The sequence below is a fragment of the Burkholderia sp. Bp8984 genome (assembly GCF_003853755.1).
Taxonomy (GTDB): Bacteria; Pseudomonadota; Gammaproteobacteria; order Burkholderiales; family Burkholderiaceae; genus Burkholderia.
Genome location: NZ_QTQN01000008.1, coordinates 175,736 through 190,225, shown reverse-complemented (window position 1 = coordinate 190,225; position 14,490 = coordinate 175,736). Strand labels below are relative to the sequence as shown.

At 68.1% G+C, this 14,490-nt stretch carries 12 protein-coding genes; 5 read left to right on the top strand and 7 right to left on the bottom strand.

Features of this window, described 5'->3' with window-relative positions; genetic code table 11:
• Positions 1-22: 22 nt before the first annotated feature.
• A complete protein-coding gene (locus DID98_RS11400; RefSeq protein WP_124570708.1) occupies positions 23-1,072 on the bottom strand; it encodes an aminoglycoside phosphotransferase family protein in 1,050 nt (349 codons plus the stop codon).
• 223 nt (positions 1,073-1,295) lie between these two features.
• Here DID98_RS11400 and DID98_RS11395 point away from each other — a divergent pair, with 223 nt between their 5' ends.
• From DID98_RS11395 to rsmA, 4 genes are read left to right on the top strand one after another with little or no spacing between them, the layout of a single operon-like run.
• Positions 1,296-3,656, top strand: a complete 2,361-nt coding sequence (locus DID98_RS11395; RefSeq protein WP_124570707.1) for an LPS-assembly protein LptD — start codon at positions 1,296-1,298, stop codon at positions 3,654-3,656.
• Positions 3,657-3,707: 51 nt separating this feature from the next.
• Positions 3,708-5,066 carry a peptidylprolyl isomerase gene (locus DID98_RS11390; RefSeq protein WP_124488618.1) on the top strand — a complete coding sequence of 453 codons (1,359 nt, stop codon included), beginning with the start codon at positions 3,708-3,710 and terminating at the stop codon, positions 5,064-5,066.
• 11 nt (positions 5,067-5,077) lie between these two features.
• Complete coding sequence (pdxA, locus tag DID98_RS11385) at positions 5,078-6,067, top strand: 4-hydroxythreonine-4-phosphate dehydrogenase PdxA (protein WP_124570706.1); 990 nt, start codon at positions 5,078-5,080, stop codon at positions 6,065-6,067.
• A gap of 49 nt (positions 6,068-6,116) precedes the next feature.
• Positions 6,117-6,947, top strand: a complete 831-nt coding sequence (gene rsmA / locus DID98_RS11380) for a 16S rRNA (adenine(1518)-N(6)/adenine(1519)-N(6))-dimethyltransferase RsmA (RefSeq protein WP_124488620.1) — start codon at positions 6,117-6,119, stop codon at positions 6,945-6,947.
• A 116-nt stretch (positions 6,948-7,063) separates the two neighbouring features.
• Here the strand turns inward: rsmA and DID98_RS11375 are convergent, their stop codons facing one another.
• The gene (locus DID98_RS11375; RefSeq protein ID WP_124570705.1) at positions 7,064-7,999 is read right to left on the bottom strand and encodes a DMT family transporter; all 936 of its coding nucleotides are present in this window, start codon (positions 7,997-7,999) and stop codon (positions 7,064-7,066) included.
• A 381-nt stretch (positions 8,000-8,380) separates the two neighbouring features.
• Here DID98_RS11375 and gloA point away from each other — a divergent pair, with 381 nt between their 5' ends.
• On the top strand, positions 8,381-8,770 hold the full coding sequence (gene gloA / locus DID98_RS11370; RefSeq protein ID WP_044846812.1) for a lactoylglutathione lyase: 390 nt from the start codon (positions 8,381-8,383) through the stop codon (positions 8,768-8,770).
• A gap of 100 nt (positions 8,771-8,870) precedes the next feature.
• On the opposite strand, the gene DID98_RS11365 is transcribed toward gloA, so the two are convergent.
• The 5 genes from DID98_RS11365 to glyQ are packed head-to-tail and all read right to left on the bottom strand — an operon-like array spanning position 8,871 to position 14,325.
• A complete protein-coding gene (locus DID98_RS11365) occupies positions 8,871-9,770 on the bottom strand; it encodes a M48 family metallopeptidase (protein WP_124570704.1) in 900 nt (299 codons plus the stop codon).
• A gap of 46 nt (positions 9,771-9,816) precedes the next feature.
• Positions 9,817-10,581 (bottom strand): 1-acyl-sn-glycerol-3-phosphate acyltransferase, encoded by a 765-nt coding sequence (locus DID98_RS11360; RefSeq protein ID WP_044846811.1) that lies wholly within the window; start codon positions 10,579-10,581, stop codon positions 9,817-9,819.
• Between the two features lie 43 nt (positions 10,582-10,624).
• Positions 10,625-11,188 (bottom strand): D-glycero-beta-D-manno-heptose 1,7-bisphosphate 7-phosphatase, encoded by a 564-nt coding sequence (gmhB, locus tag DID98_RS11355; protein WP_124488623.1) that lies wholly within the window; start codon positions 11,186-11,188, stop codon positions 10,625-10,627.
• Positions 11,189-11,198: 10 nt separating this feature from the next.
• Positions 11,199-13,298: a glycine--tRNA ligase subunit beta gene (glyS, locus tag DID98_RS11350; protein WP_124570703.1), complete on the bottom strand. Its 2,100-nt coding sequence runs from the start codon at positions 13,296-13,298 to the stop codon at positions 11,199-11,201.
• Positions 13,299-13,320: 22 nt separating this feature from the next.
• Entirely contained in the window at positions 13,321-14,325 is a 1,005-nt protein-coding gene (gene glyQ, locus DID98_RS11345) for a glycine--tRNA ligase subunit alpha (protein ID WP_080294533.1), read from the bottom strand.
• Positions 14,326-14,490 lie beyond the last annotated feature (165 nt).

Genomic DNA, 14,490 nt, shown 5'->3' with positions numbered 1-14,490 from the left:
AGGGGAAGGACGGTGAGGGCGGTCAGAACGTATAGCCGACGTCGGCCGCGCCCTTGCCCTCGAGTTCGTCGAGCAGCTTCGCGAACGGCACGAGCGGGCGGTAGCGCAGCGCGACCTTGCGCGCGTAATTCAGGAAGCGCGGCAGGTCGTTCAGGTAGTGCGGCTTGCCGTCGCGGTAGTTGATGCGCGCGAACAGCCCCAGGATCTTGATGTGGCGCTGCAGCCCCATCCATTCGAGCTGGCGGTAGAACTCGCCGAAGTCCGGATCGACCGGCAGGCCGGCCTTCTTCGCCTTTTCCCAGTAGTACGCGAAGCAGTCGAGCTCGAACTCCTCGTCCCAGCTGATGAACGCGTCGCGCAACAGCGACACGACGTCGTACGTCAGCGGCCCGTACACGGCGTCCTGGAAGTCGAGCACGCCCGGGTTCGGCGCGCACACCATCAGGTTGCGCGGCATGAAATCGCGCAGCATGAAGCCCTGCGGCTGCGCATGGGCGCTCGCGACCAGCAGTGCGAAGGTACGGTCGAGCGTGCCGCGCATCGCATCGGTGACCGGCTTGCCGAGATGGCGGCCGACGAACCACTCGGGCAGCAGCTCCATCTCGCGGCGCAGGAACGCCTCGTCGAACGGCGGCAGCACGTCCGGCTTCGAGCTGAGCTGGAAGCGGACCAGCGCGTCGAGCGCATCGCGCATCAGCGGGCGGGCGGCGACCGGGTCGGCCGGATCGAGCACCGAGATGTACGACGTGCGGCCGAGGTCGGTCACGAGCATGAAGCCGGCGTCGAAATCGTGGGCCAGCACGTCCGGCACGTGGTCGCCGGCCGCGGCGAGCAGCTGCGCGACCTGGGCGAATTCGCGGCACTTCTCGGGCGGCGGCGCGTCGACCGCGACCAGCGAGCCGCCGGGGCTCGTGGCCGACGCGACACGGAAATAGCGGCGGAAACTGGCGTCCGACGACGCGGGCGCGAGGGTCGTCAGGTCGAGGGCGAAGCGCTCGGCGAGCGGGCGCAGCCACGCGGTCAGGGCTTCGAGGCGGGCGTCGGGCTGGGATGCGGCGGATGGGGGCGTCATGAAACTCGGCGGAGGGGGGAACGTCTTGCCATATAATACCCCACGACTTTTTTGACGCGCCCCGCGTCAGCTTCCGCCGTGCAGGCCCGCCGCCTGTCGCGCCGTCCGCCCAATCGCCTCCCCGGTTTGCGCTCAGCCGCAGTCGCGGTGCGACGGTGCGGCCCGCCGCGCGCGAATGTGCCGTGCAGCTGCGGTTGACAAGGGGCGATTCGCCAAACGATAGATGCCGCCCAAACCGCTATTCCCGAATGTCTTCCCCGGTGACGGGGCGCCGCGCAAACGGCGGCTCGCGCTCGCGCTCCTGGCCGTGCCCGGCCTCGTGCCGGCCGTGTCGCACGCGCAGCTGTCGGGCGCGGCCGCGCAGCCGCAGCCGCTCGACTCGCCGTGGGACCTGCGTCTCGCCCCGCAGCTCGAGGATCATCCGCTGAAGGACGGCGCGAAGCCGGCCACCTTCGTGATTGCCGATCATACGAGCGGCACGGCCGATCAGGACCTCGCCGCGAAGGGCTCGGCCGAGCTGCGCCGCGGCGACGCGGTCGTGAAGGCCGACGCGCTCCACTACGATCAGGATACCGACATGGCCGACGCGTACGGCCAGGTCAAGGTGGTCAACGGCGGCACGTCGTTCGCGGGCCCCGAGGCGCATCTGAAGGTCGAGGCGAACCAGGGCTTCATGACGGCGCCGAAGTACCACTTCAACGTGACGGGCGGCTCCGGCAGCGCGGAGCGCGTCGACCTGCTCGACAGCGAGCGCTCGGTGTTCGTCAACGGCACCTACACCGCGTGCCAGTGCTCGACGAACCCCGCGTGGTACATCAAGGGCAGCCGCTTCGACTTCGATACCGGCGCCGACGAAGGCACCGCGCGCAACGGCGTGCTGTTCTTCCAGGGCGTGCCGATCTTCGCGAGCCCGTGGATGACGTTCCCGCTGTCGGGCGAGCGGCGCAGCGGCCTCTTGCCGCCGACGTTCTCGATGAACTCGAACAACGGGTTCGAACTGTCGCTGCCGTACTACTTCAACATCGCGCCGAACCGCGACCTGACGATCACGCCGCGCATCATCTCGCGGCGCGGCGTGCAGACCGAAGCGACGTTCCGCTACCTGTCGCCGTCGTATTCGGGCACGTTTACGGCCAATTACCTGCCGGATGACCGGCTCGCGCACCGCAACCGCTACGCGATCTACTGGCAGCACCAGCAGAACTTCGGCGGCGGTTTCGGCGGCTACGTCTACTACAACAAGGTCTCGGACAACACGTATCCCGAAGACCTTGGGTCGATGAACCAGTTCATCAACGGGACGCAGACGCTGTACCAGCAGGAAGCCGGCCTCACGTACAACAACGGCCCGTGGTCGGTGCTCGCGCGCTACCAGCACTGGCAGACGCTGCCGCCGTCGATCGCGCCGTACAGCCGCGAGCCGCAGTTGAACGTGAAGTACACGAAGTACAACGTCGGCGGCTTCGACTTCGGCGCCGAAGCCGACTATTCGCGGTTCCGCATCACGACCGCCGACATGACCGAAGGCGACCGGATCGTCTTCAACCCGTATATCGCGTACGGTGTGTACGGCCCCGGCTACTTCGCCGTGCCGAAGGTCCAGTACCACTTCGCGTCGTACGACCTGAACCACCTGTCGTCGAGCACGCCGAACAGCCCGAAGCACTTCACCGAGTCGATCCCGACCGTGAGCTTCGACTCGGGCCTGATCTTCGACCGCTCGGTGCGCCTGTTCGGCCAGGACTTCATCCAGACCCTCGAGCCGCGCCTGTACTACGTGTACACGCCGTATCGCGACCAGTCGAACGCGCCGCTGTTCGACACCGCGGAATCGGACTTCGGCCTCGCGGAGATCTACCAGCCGAACACGTTCGTCGGCAACGACCGGATCGCCGATGCGAACCGGATCACGGCCGGCCTGACGTCGCGCTTCATCGATCCGCGCACCGGCGACGAGCGCGCGCGCTTCGTGGTCGCGCAGCAGTACTATTTCGCCGACCAGCGCGTGACGCTGAACTCCGGCCAGAGCGCCGTGCTGGCGCGCCACTCCGACCTGATCGTCGGCGCCGCGCTGAAACTCGGCTCAGGCTTCATGTCGGAGACGGCGTTCCAGTACAACCAGAACAACAACCAGCTCGTGAAGTCGAGCATCGGTTTCGGTTTCAGCCCGGGCGAGCGCCGCGTGATCAACGTCGGCTACCGCTACACGCGTGCGAACACGACGCTCGACAACCAACCGATCAACCAGTTCCTGGTGTCCGCGCAGTGGCCGCTCACGCGCCGCCTGTATGCGATCGGCCGCTTCAACTACGACCTGGCCGCCGACCGGGTCGTCGACGGTCTGCTCGGCTTACAATACGACGCGGATTGCTGGGCGCTCGGAGTCGGGGTCCAGCGGTACGCGAACGGCGTGAACACGTCGGGGCAGCAGAATTCGTCGACGCGCTTCATGATGCAGCTGACGTTGAAGGGGCTGTCGAGCGTCGACAACGGTCTCGTGGCCGCATTCCGCGCCGGGGTGCCGGGCTATACGCCGCTGCCGTCCGCGCCGCCGCCGATGTCCCGCTTCAGCAACTACGAGTAACGCCGGCTTGTCTGCACCGGTCAGCACGATTTCAATGGAGTATCAGTGGCAATGAAGAAAACCCTTCGTTTCGCGGCAGTCGTGTCCAGCCTCGCCGCCGCCGCCGCGCTGCTCGCCGCTGCGCCGGCCGCGGCGCAGGCGCTTGGTTCGCATGGCGCGCAGCTTGCCGACGAAGTCGTCGCGGTCGTCAACAACGACGTGATCACGGGTCGCGAACTCGACCAGCGCGTCGGCCTGATCTCGCGCCGGCTGCAGCAGCAGAACGCGCCCGTGCCGCCGGCCGACCAGCTGCGCGCGCAGGTGCTGAACCAGATGGTGCTCGAACGCATCCAGGTGCAGAAGGCCAAGGACGACGGGATCCGCATCGACGATGCCACCGTGCAGTCCACGCTGCAGCGCCTCGCGCAGGCGAACGGGATGACGCTCGAGCAGTACCGCGCGCGCATCGTCGCGCAAGGCGTGCCCTGGAGCGTGTTCACGAGCGACGCCCGCACCGAGCTGATGCTGTCGAAGCTGCGCGAGCGCGAGGTCGACGGCAAGATCACCGTGTCGGACGCCGAGGTCGCGAACTACATCGCGAGCCAGCGCGGGCCGAGCGCATCGCAGCAGCAGGACCTGCGCTTCCAGCACATCTTCATCAAGGCGCCGACCAACGCGCCGCAAGCCGACATCGAAGCCGCGCAGAAGAAGGCCGACGCGCTGCTGCAGCAGGCCACGTCGGGCGCCGATTTCGAGAAGCTCGCGAAGAACAACTCGGAAGCGAACGACGCGAAGAAGGGCGGCGACCTCGGCTTCAAGGCGCCGTCCGCGCTGCCGGCCGACGTCGTCGAAGCCGCGTCGAAGCTCCGCCCCGGCCAGGTCAATCCGACGCTGATCCGCGTGCCGGACGGCTTCGAGATCGTGCGTCTCGTCGACCGCCGCCAGAGCCAGGGCGCGACCGCCGCGGCACCGAAGATCGTCCAGACGCACGTGCGCCACATCCTGTTGCGCGTCGGCGAAGGCAAGTCGGAAGGCCAGGCACGCCAGCAACTGCAGGACATCCGCAAGCAGGTCGAGGCCGGCGGCGATTTCGAGAAGTTCGCGCGCACCTACTCGCAGGACGGTTCGGCGTCGCAGGGCGGCGATCTCGGCTGGATCAGCCCGGGCGAGACCGTGCCGGAATTCGAGCGCGCGATGAACAACCTGCAGGCCGGCCAGATCAGCCAGCCGATTCGCACCGAGTACGGCTACCACCTGATCCAGGTGGTCGAGCGCCGCGAGGCGGAAGGCTCGGTGCAGCAGCAGATGGATATCGCGCGCCAGGCGATCGGCCAGCGCAAGGCCGAGCAGGCGTACGCCGACTGGCTGCGTGAACTGCGCGATTCGTCGTACGTGCAGTACAAGATCGGCGGCGTCGGCCCGGCGAACTGAGCGAGCTTCGCATGACGGCATCCGCGCTGCAGATCGCGATCACGACCGGCGAACCCGCGGGTGTCGGCCCGGAGCTGACCGTGCAGGCGTTGCAGGATGCCGCGCGGCGCTGGCCCGGTGCGCATTTCACCGTGCTCGGCGATGCCGCGCTGCTCGACGCACGCGCGGCGGCCGTCGGTGCCGACCGGGCGGTGCTCGCCGGCGGCGAGCCGGTGTCGGTCGAGCATCATCCGCTCGCCGTGCCCGCGCAGGCGGGCAAGCTCGACGCGGCCAACGGCCGCTACGTGCTCGGGCTGCTCGATGCCGCGATCGACGGCGCGGTGGCGGGCCGGTTCGACGCGATCGTCACCGCACCGCTGCAGAAGAGCACGATCAACGATGCCGGCGTGCCGTTTACCGGCCATACCGAATACCTTGCGGAACGCACGCACACGCCGCGCGTCGTGATGATGCTGGCAGGCACGGGCGAGCGGCCGCTGCGCGTCGCGCTCGCGACCACGCACCTGCCGCTGAAGGACGTGTCGGCCGCGCTGACGATCGACGGGCTCGTCGAGACGCTGGCGATCGTCGATCGCGACCTGCGGCGCGACTTCGGTCTCGCGGCGCCGCGCATCGTCGTGACGGGGCTGAACCCGCACGCGGGCGAGAACGGCTATCTCGGGCGCGAGGAGATCGACGTGATCTCGCCGGCGCTCGCACGCGCGCAAGCGCAGGGCATCGACGCGCGCGGCCCGTATCCGGCCGACACGCTGTTCCAGCCGCGCCATCTCGAGGGCGCCGATTGCGTGCTTGCGATGTTCCACGATCAGGGCTTGCCCGTGCTGAAGTATGCGACCTTCGGCGAGGGCATCAACGTCACGCTCGGGCTGCCGATCATCCGCACGTCGGTCGATCACGGCACGGCGCTGGATCTGGCCGGCACGGGCCGCGCGGATCCGGGCAGCATGGTCGCCGCGCTCGACACGGCCGTCACGATGGCGCGCCATCGCCGCGCGGCCTGACACGCACGAGCCTGACCTCATTCGTCGTATTTTTCGTTTTTCTCAGTCGATGTCGAACAGCAGACAGCACCAAGGCCACTTCGCGCGCAAGCGCTTCGGGCAGAACTTCCTCGTCGATCACGGCGTGATCGACTCGATCGTCGCGACGATCGGCCCCGCGCGCGGCCAGCGGATGGTCGAGATCGGCCCCGGCCTCGGCGCGCTGACCGAGCCGCTGATCGCGCGTCTCGCGACGCCCGAGTCGCCGCTGCATGCGGTCGAGCTCGACCGCGACCTGATCGGGCGCCTGCAGCAGCGCTTCGGCGCGCTGCTGGAGCTGCACGCGGGCGACGCGCTCGCGTTCGACTTCCGCTCGCTCGCGGCACCCGGCGACAAGCCGTCGCTGCGGATCGTCGGCAACCTGCCGTACAACATTTCCAGCCCGCTGCTGTTTCACCTGATGACGTTCGCCGACGCGGTCATCGATCAGCATTTCATGCTGCAGAACGAAGTCGTCGAACGGATGGTCGCGGAGCCGGGCACGAAGGCGTTCTCGCGACTGTCGGTGATGCTGCAGTACCGCTATGTGATGGAGAAGATGCTCGACGTGCCGCCGGAATCGTTCCAGCCGCCGCCGAAGGTCGATTCGGCGATCGTCCGGATGATTCCGTACGAGCCGCACGAACTGCCGGACGTCGATCCCGTGCTGCTCGGCGAAGTCGTCACCGCCGCGTTCTCGCAGCGCCGCAAGATGCTGCGCAATACGCTCGGCGACTACCGCGAGACGATCGATTTCGACGCGCTCGGCTTCGATCTCGCGCGACGCGCGGAGGATGTCAGCGTGGCCGAATATGTCGGCGTCGCGCAGGCGCTTGCAGCGGCGCGCAAGGCCGCGGAGTAGCGGCATGCGGGCGTCGCACCTGGCGCCTGCCCCTAGCGCGATCGACGAGGCTGCCCTGAGCGGGCAGCTTTTTTTTCGCACGGCTTTCGTCGCTGCCGGACCGCGTCTGCATCGCGCTACGCGCGTCGGCGCGGCGGTGCGTTGACGAGCGCGATTCCCGTCAGCACCAGCGCGGCGGCGGACATGAAGCGCCAGCCGACCGATTCGCCGAGCAGCAGCACGCCGAACGCGACGCCGAACAGCGGCGACAGGAACGTGAACACCGACAGCCGCGACGCGCTGTAGCGCGTCAGCAGCCAGAACCACGACAGGTAGCTGACGAACGCGACGATCACCGACTGGTACGCGAGGCTCGCGAGCGCGATCGGCGTGACCCGCGCGAACGACGTCTGGCCGAGCAGCGCGGCGAGCGCGATCAGCACGACGGCCGACACCGCGAGCTGGTAGAACAGCGTCTTGCTCGCGCTGGCGCGCGCGAGCGACGTCGAGCGCACGACGACCGTCGTCGCGGCCCACATCGCGCCCCCGAGGATCCCGAGCGCGTCGCCGGCGAGCCCGGCCAGCATCGATGCGCCGGGCGCGCGCGGCGTCAGGAAGCCGTCCGCGAACGCGAGCGCGATGCCGGCGAACGCGAGGCCGACGCCGGCCCACTGGACGCGCTGCAGCCGTTCGCCCGGCGCGAACAGGTGCAGGCCGAGCGCCGTGAAGCACGGTGCCGTGTACAGGAAGATCGCCATGTGCGACGCGCTCGTCAGCGTGAGCCCGAAGAACACGCAGATGAACTCGCCGGCGAACAGCGCACCGGCCGCGATGCCCGCGCCGAGCGTGCCGTCCGCGCGGAACAGCGGCGTGCCGCGCGAGCGTGCCCAGCCCCACAGGAGGAGCGCGGCGATCACCGAGCGCAGCCCGGCCTGGAACATCGGCGGGATCGCCGCGTTGGTGCTCTTGATCGCGACCTGCTGGAAGCCCCAGATCGCGCACAGCAGCAGCATCACGCCGACGGCGCGCATGTCGAGCGCGCGGCGCACGGGCGTGCCGGCGAGCGCGGTCATCGGCGGACCTCGCCGATGCGGCGGGAAGCGGGCTGGGGCATGGGCAGAGACTTGGGCAAAGACATGGTCAGCGGCGGGCGGACGGCGCGTCCGGCGCGCGCGAATCGGCGATTTCTCACGGCAGGCTGTGGCTGGAATGAGGCGGTGGTCGCGTTCTGGCTGCGGGCGGCATGCCCGTTTTTGGTGCGAAGTGGAAGGATGTTACCCGATCGATGGACTTGCCGGGGTCGTCGGGCGCGGTGATTTCCACCGCCGCACGGGCTTCGCGCTCGCCGTGCAGATCTTGTGTATCGGCCGGTGGCGCACGGGGCGCCGGCGGCGGGATTGACCCGACTCCGGTAGAATTTCCGCTTCTGGAAAGTCCCCACAGGAGTACAACACATGCGTTTGCTGCATACGATGCTGCGAGTCGGCGATCTCGACCGCTCGATCAAGTTCTACACCGAATTGCTCGGCATGAAGCTGCTGCGTCGCGAGGATTATCCGGAAGGCAAGTTCACGCTCGCGTTCGTCGGCTACGAAGCGGAAAGCGCGGGCACCGTGCTCGAGCTGACCCACAACTGGGATACGCCGTCCTACGATCTCGGCAACGGCTTCGGCCATCTGGCGGTGGAAGTCGACGATGCCTACGCGGCCTGCGACAAGATCAAGGCGCAAGGCGGCAAGGTGACCCGCGAAGCCGGCCCGATGAAGCACGGCACGACCGTGATCGCGTTCGTCGAGGATCCGGACGGCTACAAGATCGAGTTCATTCAGAAGAAGGCGCACTGAGCGCCGGGCGCGCGGCGCACGATGTGCGTCGCGGGCAGGAAAAACGGGCGATGTGGAGGAATCCGCATCGCCCGTTTGTATTTTGGTGCGGCCGATCGCGTCAAAGCGCCGGCAGCAGTTCGGGCGGGTGATGCTTGAGCGTGTGCCGCGCTTCGCGGAATTCCGGGAAGATCGATTCGACGGTCTGCCAGAAGGCCGGACTGTGGTTCATCTCGCGCAGGTGCGACAGCTCGTGCGCGACGACGTAGTCGACGATCGACATCGGGAAGTGGATCAGCCGCCAGTTCAGCCGGATCTTGCCGTCGCTCGAGCAGCTGCCCCAGCGCGTCGCCGCCGACGACAGCGCATACATCGAATACGTGACGCCGAGCCGTTCCGCGTAGACCGCCAGGCGTTCGCCGAAGATCCGCTTCGCTTCGCCCTGCAGCCAGCCCTGCACGCGATCCTTGATCTGCTGCATGTCGGCTTGCACGGGCAGCGGCAGCGACAGCCGTTGCGCATCGGCGTCGAATGCGACGGCGCCCGCGCCGAGCGCGATCGTGATCGTCTTGCCGAGATAAGGGAGTTGCGCGCCGTCGCGCCAGTCGATCTGCGGCAGCGCGCGCTGCTCGGTGCGGGTTTTCCACTCCGCGAGCTTCGCGAAGATCCAGCGCTGCTTCTCGGCGATCGCCGCTTCGATGTCGGCGAGCGTGACCCAGCGCGGCGCGGTGATCGACAGCCCGCTGCCGTCGATCGTGAAGCCGATCGTGCGGCGCGCGGAGCGCTTCAACCGATATTCGAGCACGCGGCTGTCGAGTGCGAACGTCCGGACGCGGGAGCGATCGGGTGCGGGACCCGGATCGAGCGGCACCGCGGGAGCCGCAGCCGCTTCAGGCGGCGACGGCAGCGCGGCGGGCGCCGACGGTGGCGGCGATGCTGCCGGCCCGTCGAAGAGCGGCAGGTCCATCTGGCGATGATCGAGTGCCACGATGGCAGGCCGTGGCCGCGGACGCTTTTTCATCAGTTCGCTTCGTTTCGTCGTACGCAACGGCTGCAATCCGGGTGATTCAGACGCGTGCGGCATCGCGCGTGCCGGCATTGCCCGGCTGGCGATACGCATCGGGATCGATGCGGCGCATTTCCGCTTCGATCCATGCTTCGACCTGCGAGTTCAATACGTCGGGCGTCTTGCCTTCGACCGGAATCGGCTTGCCGATCGACACGGTGACGACGCCCGGGAACTTCGTGAACGAATTGCGCGGCCACACCCGACCTGCATTGTGCGCGATCGGCACGACCGGCGCGCCGGTTTCGATCGCGAAGCGCGCGCCGCCCGTCTTGTACTTGCCCTGCTTGCCGACCGGCGTGCGCGTGCCTTCCGGGAACATGATCATCCACGCGCCTTCCGACAGGCGCTTCTTGCCCTGGCGGATCACCGACACGAAGGCATTCTTGCCTTCCTTGCGGTTGATGTTGACCATGTGCAGCAGCCCGAGCGCCCAGCCGAAGAACGGCACGTACAGCAGCTCGCGCTTGAACACGTAGCAGAGCGGCTTCGGCATCAGCGCCGGAAACGCGAGCGTCTCCCACGCGGACTGGTGCTTCGACAGCAGCACGGCCGGGCCGTCGGGCAGGTTCTCGTAGCCTTCGATCCGGTAGCGGATGCCGTTCAGCCAGCGCACGACCCACAGCGTCGACTTGCACCAGCCGGCCGCCATCCAGTAGCGCGCGTCGGGGCGCATGAACGGAAAGGCGATGAAGCACGCGGTGGCGTACGGCACCGTGTACAGGATGAAATAGATCAGCAGCAGCAGGGAGCGGACGAAGCGCATCGGCGTGGGTCTGACAGTAGGGAGGATGCGCGCGGCGGCCGCATCACTCGTGTTCGTGTGAAAGGAAGTCGAGTGCGAACGCGCGCAGGTCGTCATGGACCTGCGTGCCGTCCGGCAGGTTGCCCGCGGCGAGCGTCTTCTTGCCCTTGCCGGTCAGCACGAGGTGCGGCCGGAAGCCGACCGCGACGCCGGCCTGCAGGTCGCGCAGCGAATCGCCGACGGCCGGCGTGTGACCGGGATCGATCTCGAAGCGCTCGGCGATCATCTGCATCATGCCGGGTTTCGGCTTGCGGCAGTCGCAGTGGTCTTCCGACGTATGCGGGCAGAAGAACACCGCGTCGATGCGCGCGCCGACCGCGGCCGCCGCGCGATGCATCTTCAGATGCATCGCGTTGAGCGTGGCCATGTCGAACAGCCCGCGACCGATGCCGGACTGGTTGGTCGCGACGACCACGCGATAGCCGGCGTGGTTGAGTCGTGCGATCGCCTCGAGGCTGCCGGGCAGCGCGATCCACTCGTCGGGCGTCTTGATGAACGCGTCCGAATCGACGTTGATCACGCCGTCCCGATCGAGGACGACGAGCTTGCGGTTGGGGCTGGTCGGCATCGTTCGGCCTTTACGCGGCGAGCTTCGAGATGTCGGCGACGCAGTTCATCTGCTGATGCAGCGCCGACAGCAGCGCGAGACGGTTCGCGCGCAGCGCGGGATCCTCGGCGTTGACCATCACGTCGTTGAAGAACGTGTCGACCGGCGCGCGCAGCGCGGCGAGCGCCGACAGCGCGCCCGTGTACGCACGCGCCTCGAGCTGCGACTGCACGTGCGGCGTCACGGCTGCGAGCTGCTCGTGCAGCGCCTTCTCGGCGGCCTCGACGAGCAGCGTCGGCTGCACCGTGCCGTTCGCGCCGCCTTCCGACTTCTTCAGGATGTTCGAGATCCGCTTGTTCGCGGCCGCGAGCGCTTCGGCTTCCGCGAGGCGCGTGAATTCGCGCACCGCGTCGAGGCGCGCGACGAGATCGTCGACACGCGTCGGGTTCAGGCTCAGCACCGCGTCGACTTCGCCGGCCGAGTAGCCGCGCTCGCGCAACAGGCCGCGCAGGCGGTCGATGAAGAACGCGAAGATCGCGTCGGTCGATTCGGCGACGCCCGGCACGCCTTCGAAGCGCGCATGGGCCGTGCGCAGCAGCGACACGAGATCGAGCGGCAGCTGTTTCTCGAGCAGCAGGCGCAGCACGCCGAGCGCGTGACGGCGCAGCGCGAACGGATCCTTCTCGCCGGTCGGCGCGAGGCCGATGCCCCAGATGCCGACGATCGTCTCGAGCTTGTCGGCCAGCGCGACGGCGGTGGACACCGGCGTGGTCGGCAGCGCGTCGCCGGAGAAGCGCGGCTGGTAATGCTCGGCGCAGGCGAGCGCGACGTCGTCGGGCTCACCGTCGTGGCGCGCGTAGTACGTGCCCATCGTGCCCTGCAGCTCCGGGAACTCGCCCACCATGTCGGTCAGCAGGTCGGCCTTCGCGAGGCGCGCGGCGCGCTTCGCGTGCGCGGCGTCGGCACCGATCGCGGGCGCGATCTCGCCGGCGAGCGCCTCGAGGCGCTCGACGCGTGCGAGCGCCGAGCCGAGCTTGTTGTGATAGACGACGTTCGCGAGCAGCGGCACGCGGTCCGCGAGCGGCTTCTTCTTGTCCTGCTCGAAGAAGAACTTCGCGTCGGCGAGGCGCGGGCGCACGACGCGCTCGTTGCCTTCGATGATCTCGCCCGGCGTCTTCGTCTCGATGTTCGACACGATCAGGAAGCGCGAGCGCAGCTTGCCGGCGACGTCGGTGAGCGCGAAGTACTTCTGGTTCGTCTGCATCGTGAGGATCAGGCATTCCTGCGGAACCTGCAGGAATTCGTCCTCGAAGCGGCACGGATAGACGACCGGCCATTCGACCAGCGACGTCACTTCGTCGAGCAGCGACTCGGGCATCACGACCGTGTCGCCGTTCGCGTGCTCGTTCAGCTGCGTGCGGATCGTTTCGCGGCGATCGGCGAAGTGCGCGATCACGCGGCCCTTGTCGCGCAGCGTGTCGGCATACGCGCGCGCATGCTGGATCGCGACGAGGCCGTCGGACAGGAAGCGGTGGCCGAGCGTGGTGTCGCCGGCATCGACGCCGAACGCGGTGACGGGCACGATGCGGTCGTCGTGCAGCACGGTCAGGCGGTGCACCGGACGCACGAACTTCACGTCGGAGCCGTCCGGGCGCTGGTAGGTCATCACCTTCGGGATCGGCAGCTTCTCGAGCGTTTCGTCGAGCGCGGCCTGCAGCCCGTCGGCGAGCGTCGCGCCGGCCGCCGAGTAGTTGACGAAGAACGCTTCGGCCTTGCCGTCCTGCGCGCGCTCGAGATCGGCGATCGACAGGTTCGGATGGCCGAGCGCCGCGAGCTTCTTCGCGAGCGGGGCGGTCGGCCGGCCTTCGGCGTCGAGCGCGACGGACACCGGCAGGACCTTTTCGCGGACCTGCTTTTCAGGCGCGACGGCGCGCACGTTCTGCACGACGACCGCGAGGCGGCGCGGCGTGGCGTAGCGTTCGAATACGAGTTCGCCTTCGATGAGGTCGCGCGCCGCGAGGCGTTGCGCGAGGCCTTCGGCGAATGCGTCGCCGAGGCGTGCGAGGGCCTTCGGCGGCAGCTCTTCGGTCAGCAGTTCGACGAGCAGGGGGGCGGGATGATTGTGCGTCATGTGTGGATTGAATCTCGTCTCGTCAGTCCTGATCGATCTTGCGTTCGACCTTGAGCGGCGGCGCCCATGCCGGCTGGGCGGCGTCCTGGGCGTCGGTGGTGAGGCCCGGCACGCCCGGCGGGTTGCCGAGCATCGGGAAGCCGAGCTTCTCGCGCGAGTCGTAGTAAGCCTGCGCGACGAGACGCGACAGCGCGCGGATGCGGCCGATGTACGCCGCGCGTTCCGTGACCGAGATCGCGCCGCGCGCGTCGAGCAGGTTGAACGTGTGGCCGGCCTTCAGCACGAGCTCGTACGCGGGCAGCGCGAGCTGCGCGTCGATCATCTTCTTCGCTTCCGCTTCGTAGCTGTTGAAGAACGTGAACAGCAGGTCGACGTTCGCGTGCTCGAAGTTGTAGGTCGACTGCTCGACCTCGTTCTGGTGGTAGACGTCGCCGTACGACAGGCGGCGCAGCTCGGGGCCGTTCGGGCCTTGCTCTTCCCATTCGGTCCACACGAGGTCGTACACGTTCTCGACCTTCTGCAGGTACATCGCGAGGCGCTCGAGGCCGTACGTGATCTCGCCGAGCACCGGCTTGCAGTCGAGGCCGCCGACCTGCTGGAAATACGTGAACTGCGTGACTTCCATGCCGTTCAGCCACACTTCCCAGCCAAGGCCCCACGCGCCGAGCGTCGGGTTCTCCCAGTCGTCTTCCACGAAGCGCACGTCGTTCTGCTTCAGGTCGAAGCCGAGCGCTTCCAGCGAACCGAGGTAGAGATCGAGGATGTTCTCCGGCGCCGGCTTGAGCACGACCTGGTACTGGTAGTAATGCTGCAGGCGGTTCGGGTTCTCGCCATAGCGGCCGTCCTTCGGGCGGCGCGACGGCTGCACGTAGGCGGCGCGCCATGGCTCCGGGCCGACCGCGCGCAGGAACGTGTGGACGTGCGACGTGCCCGCGCCGACTTCCATGTCGATGGGCTGGAGCAGGGCGCAACCCTGCTTGTCCCAGTAGGACTGCAGCGTCAGGATGATTTGCTGAAACGTAAGCATGAAGAGCCTTCGTGGCGCTGGCGCTCCGTTGCGGGCGGCGCTCCGGGCGGGGCCCGGAGGGTCGGCTCGCGCGGCGGCGCGGCTTGTTAGTGTGCTGAAACGTGCAATTTTACCGGATCGGCGGCCGGATGCGGCCGGAACGCGGACGAAGGGGGCGTCGGCGGT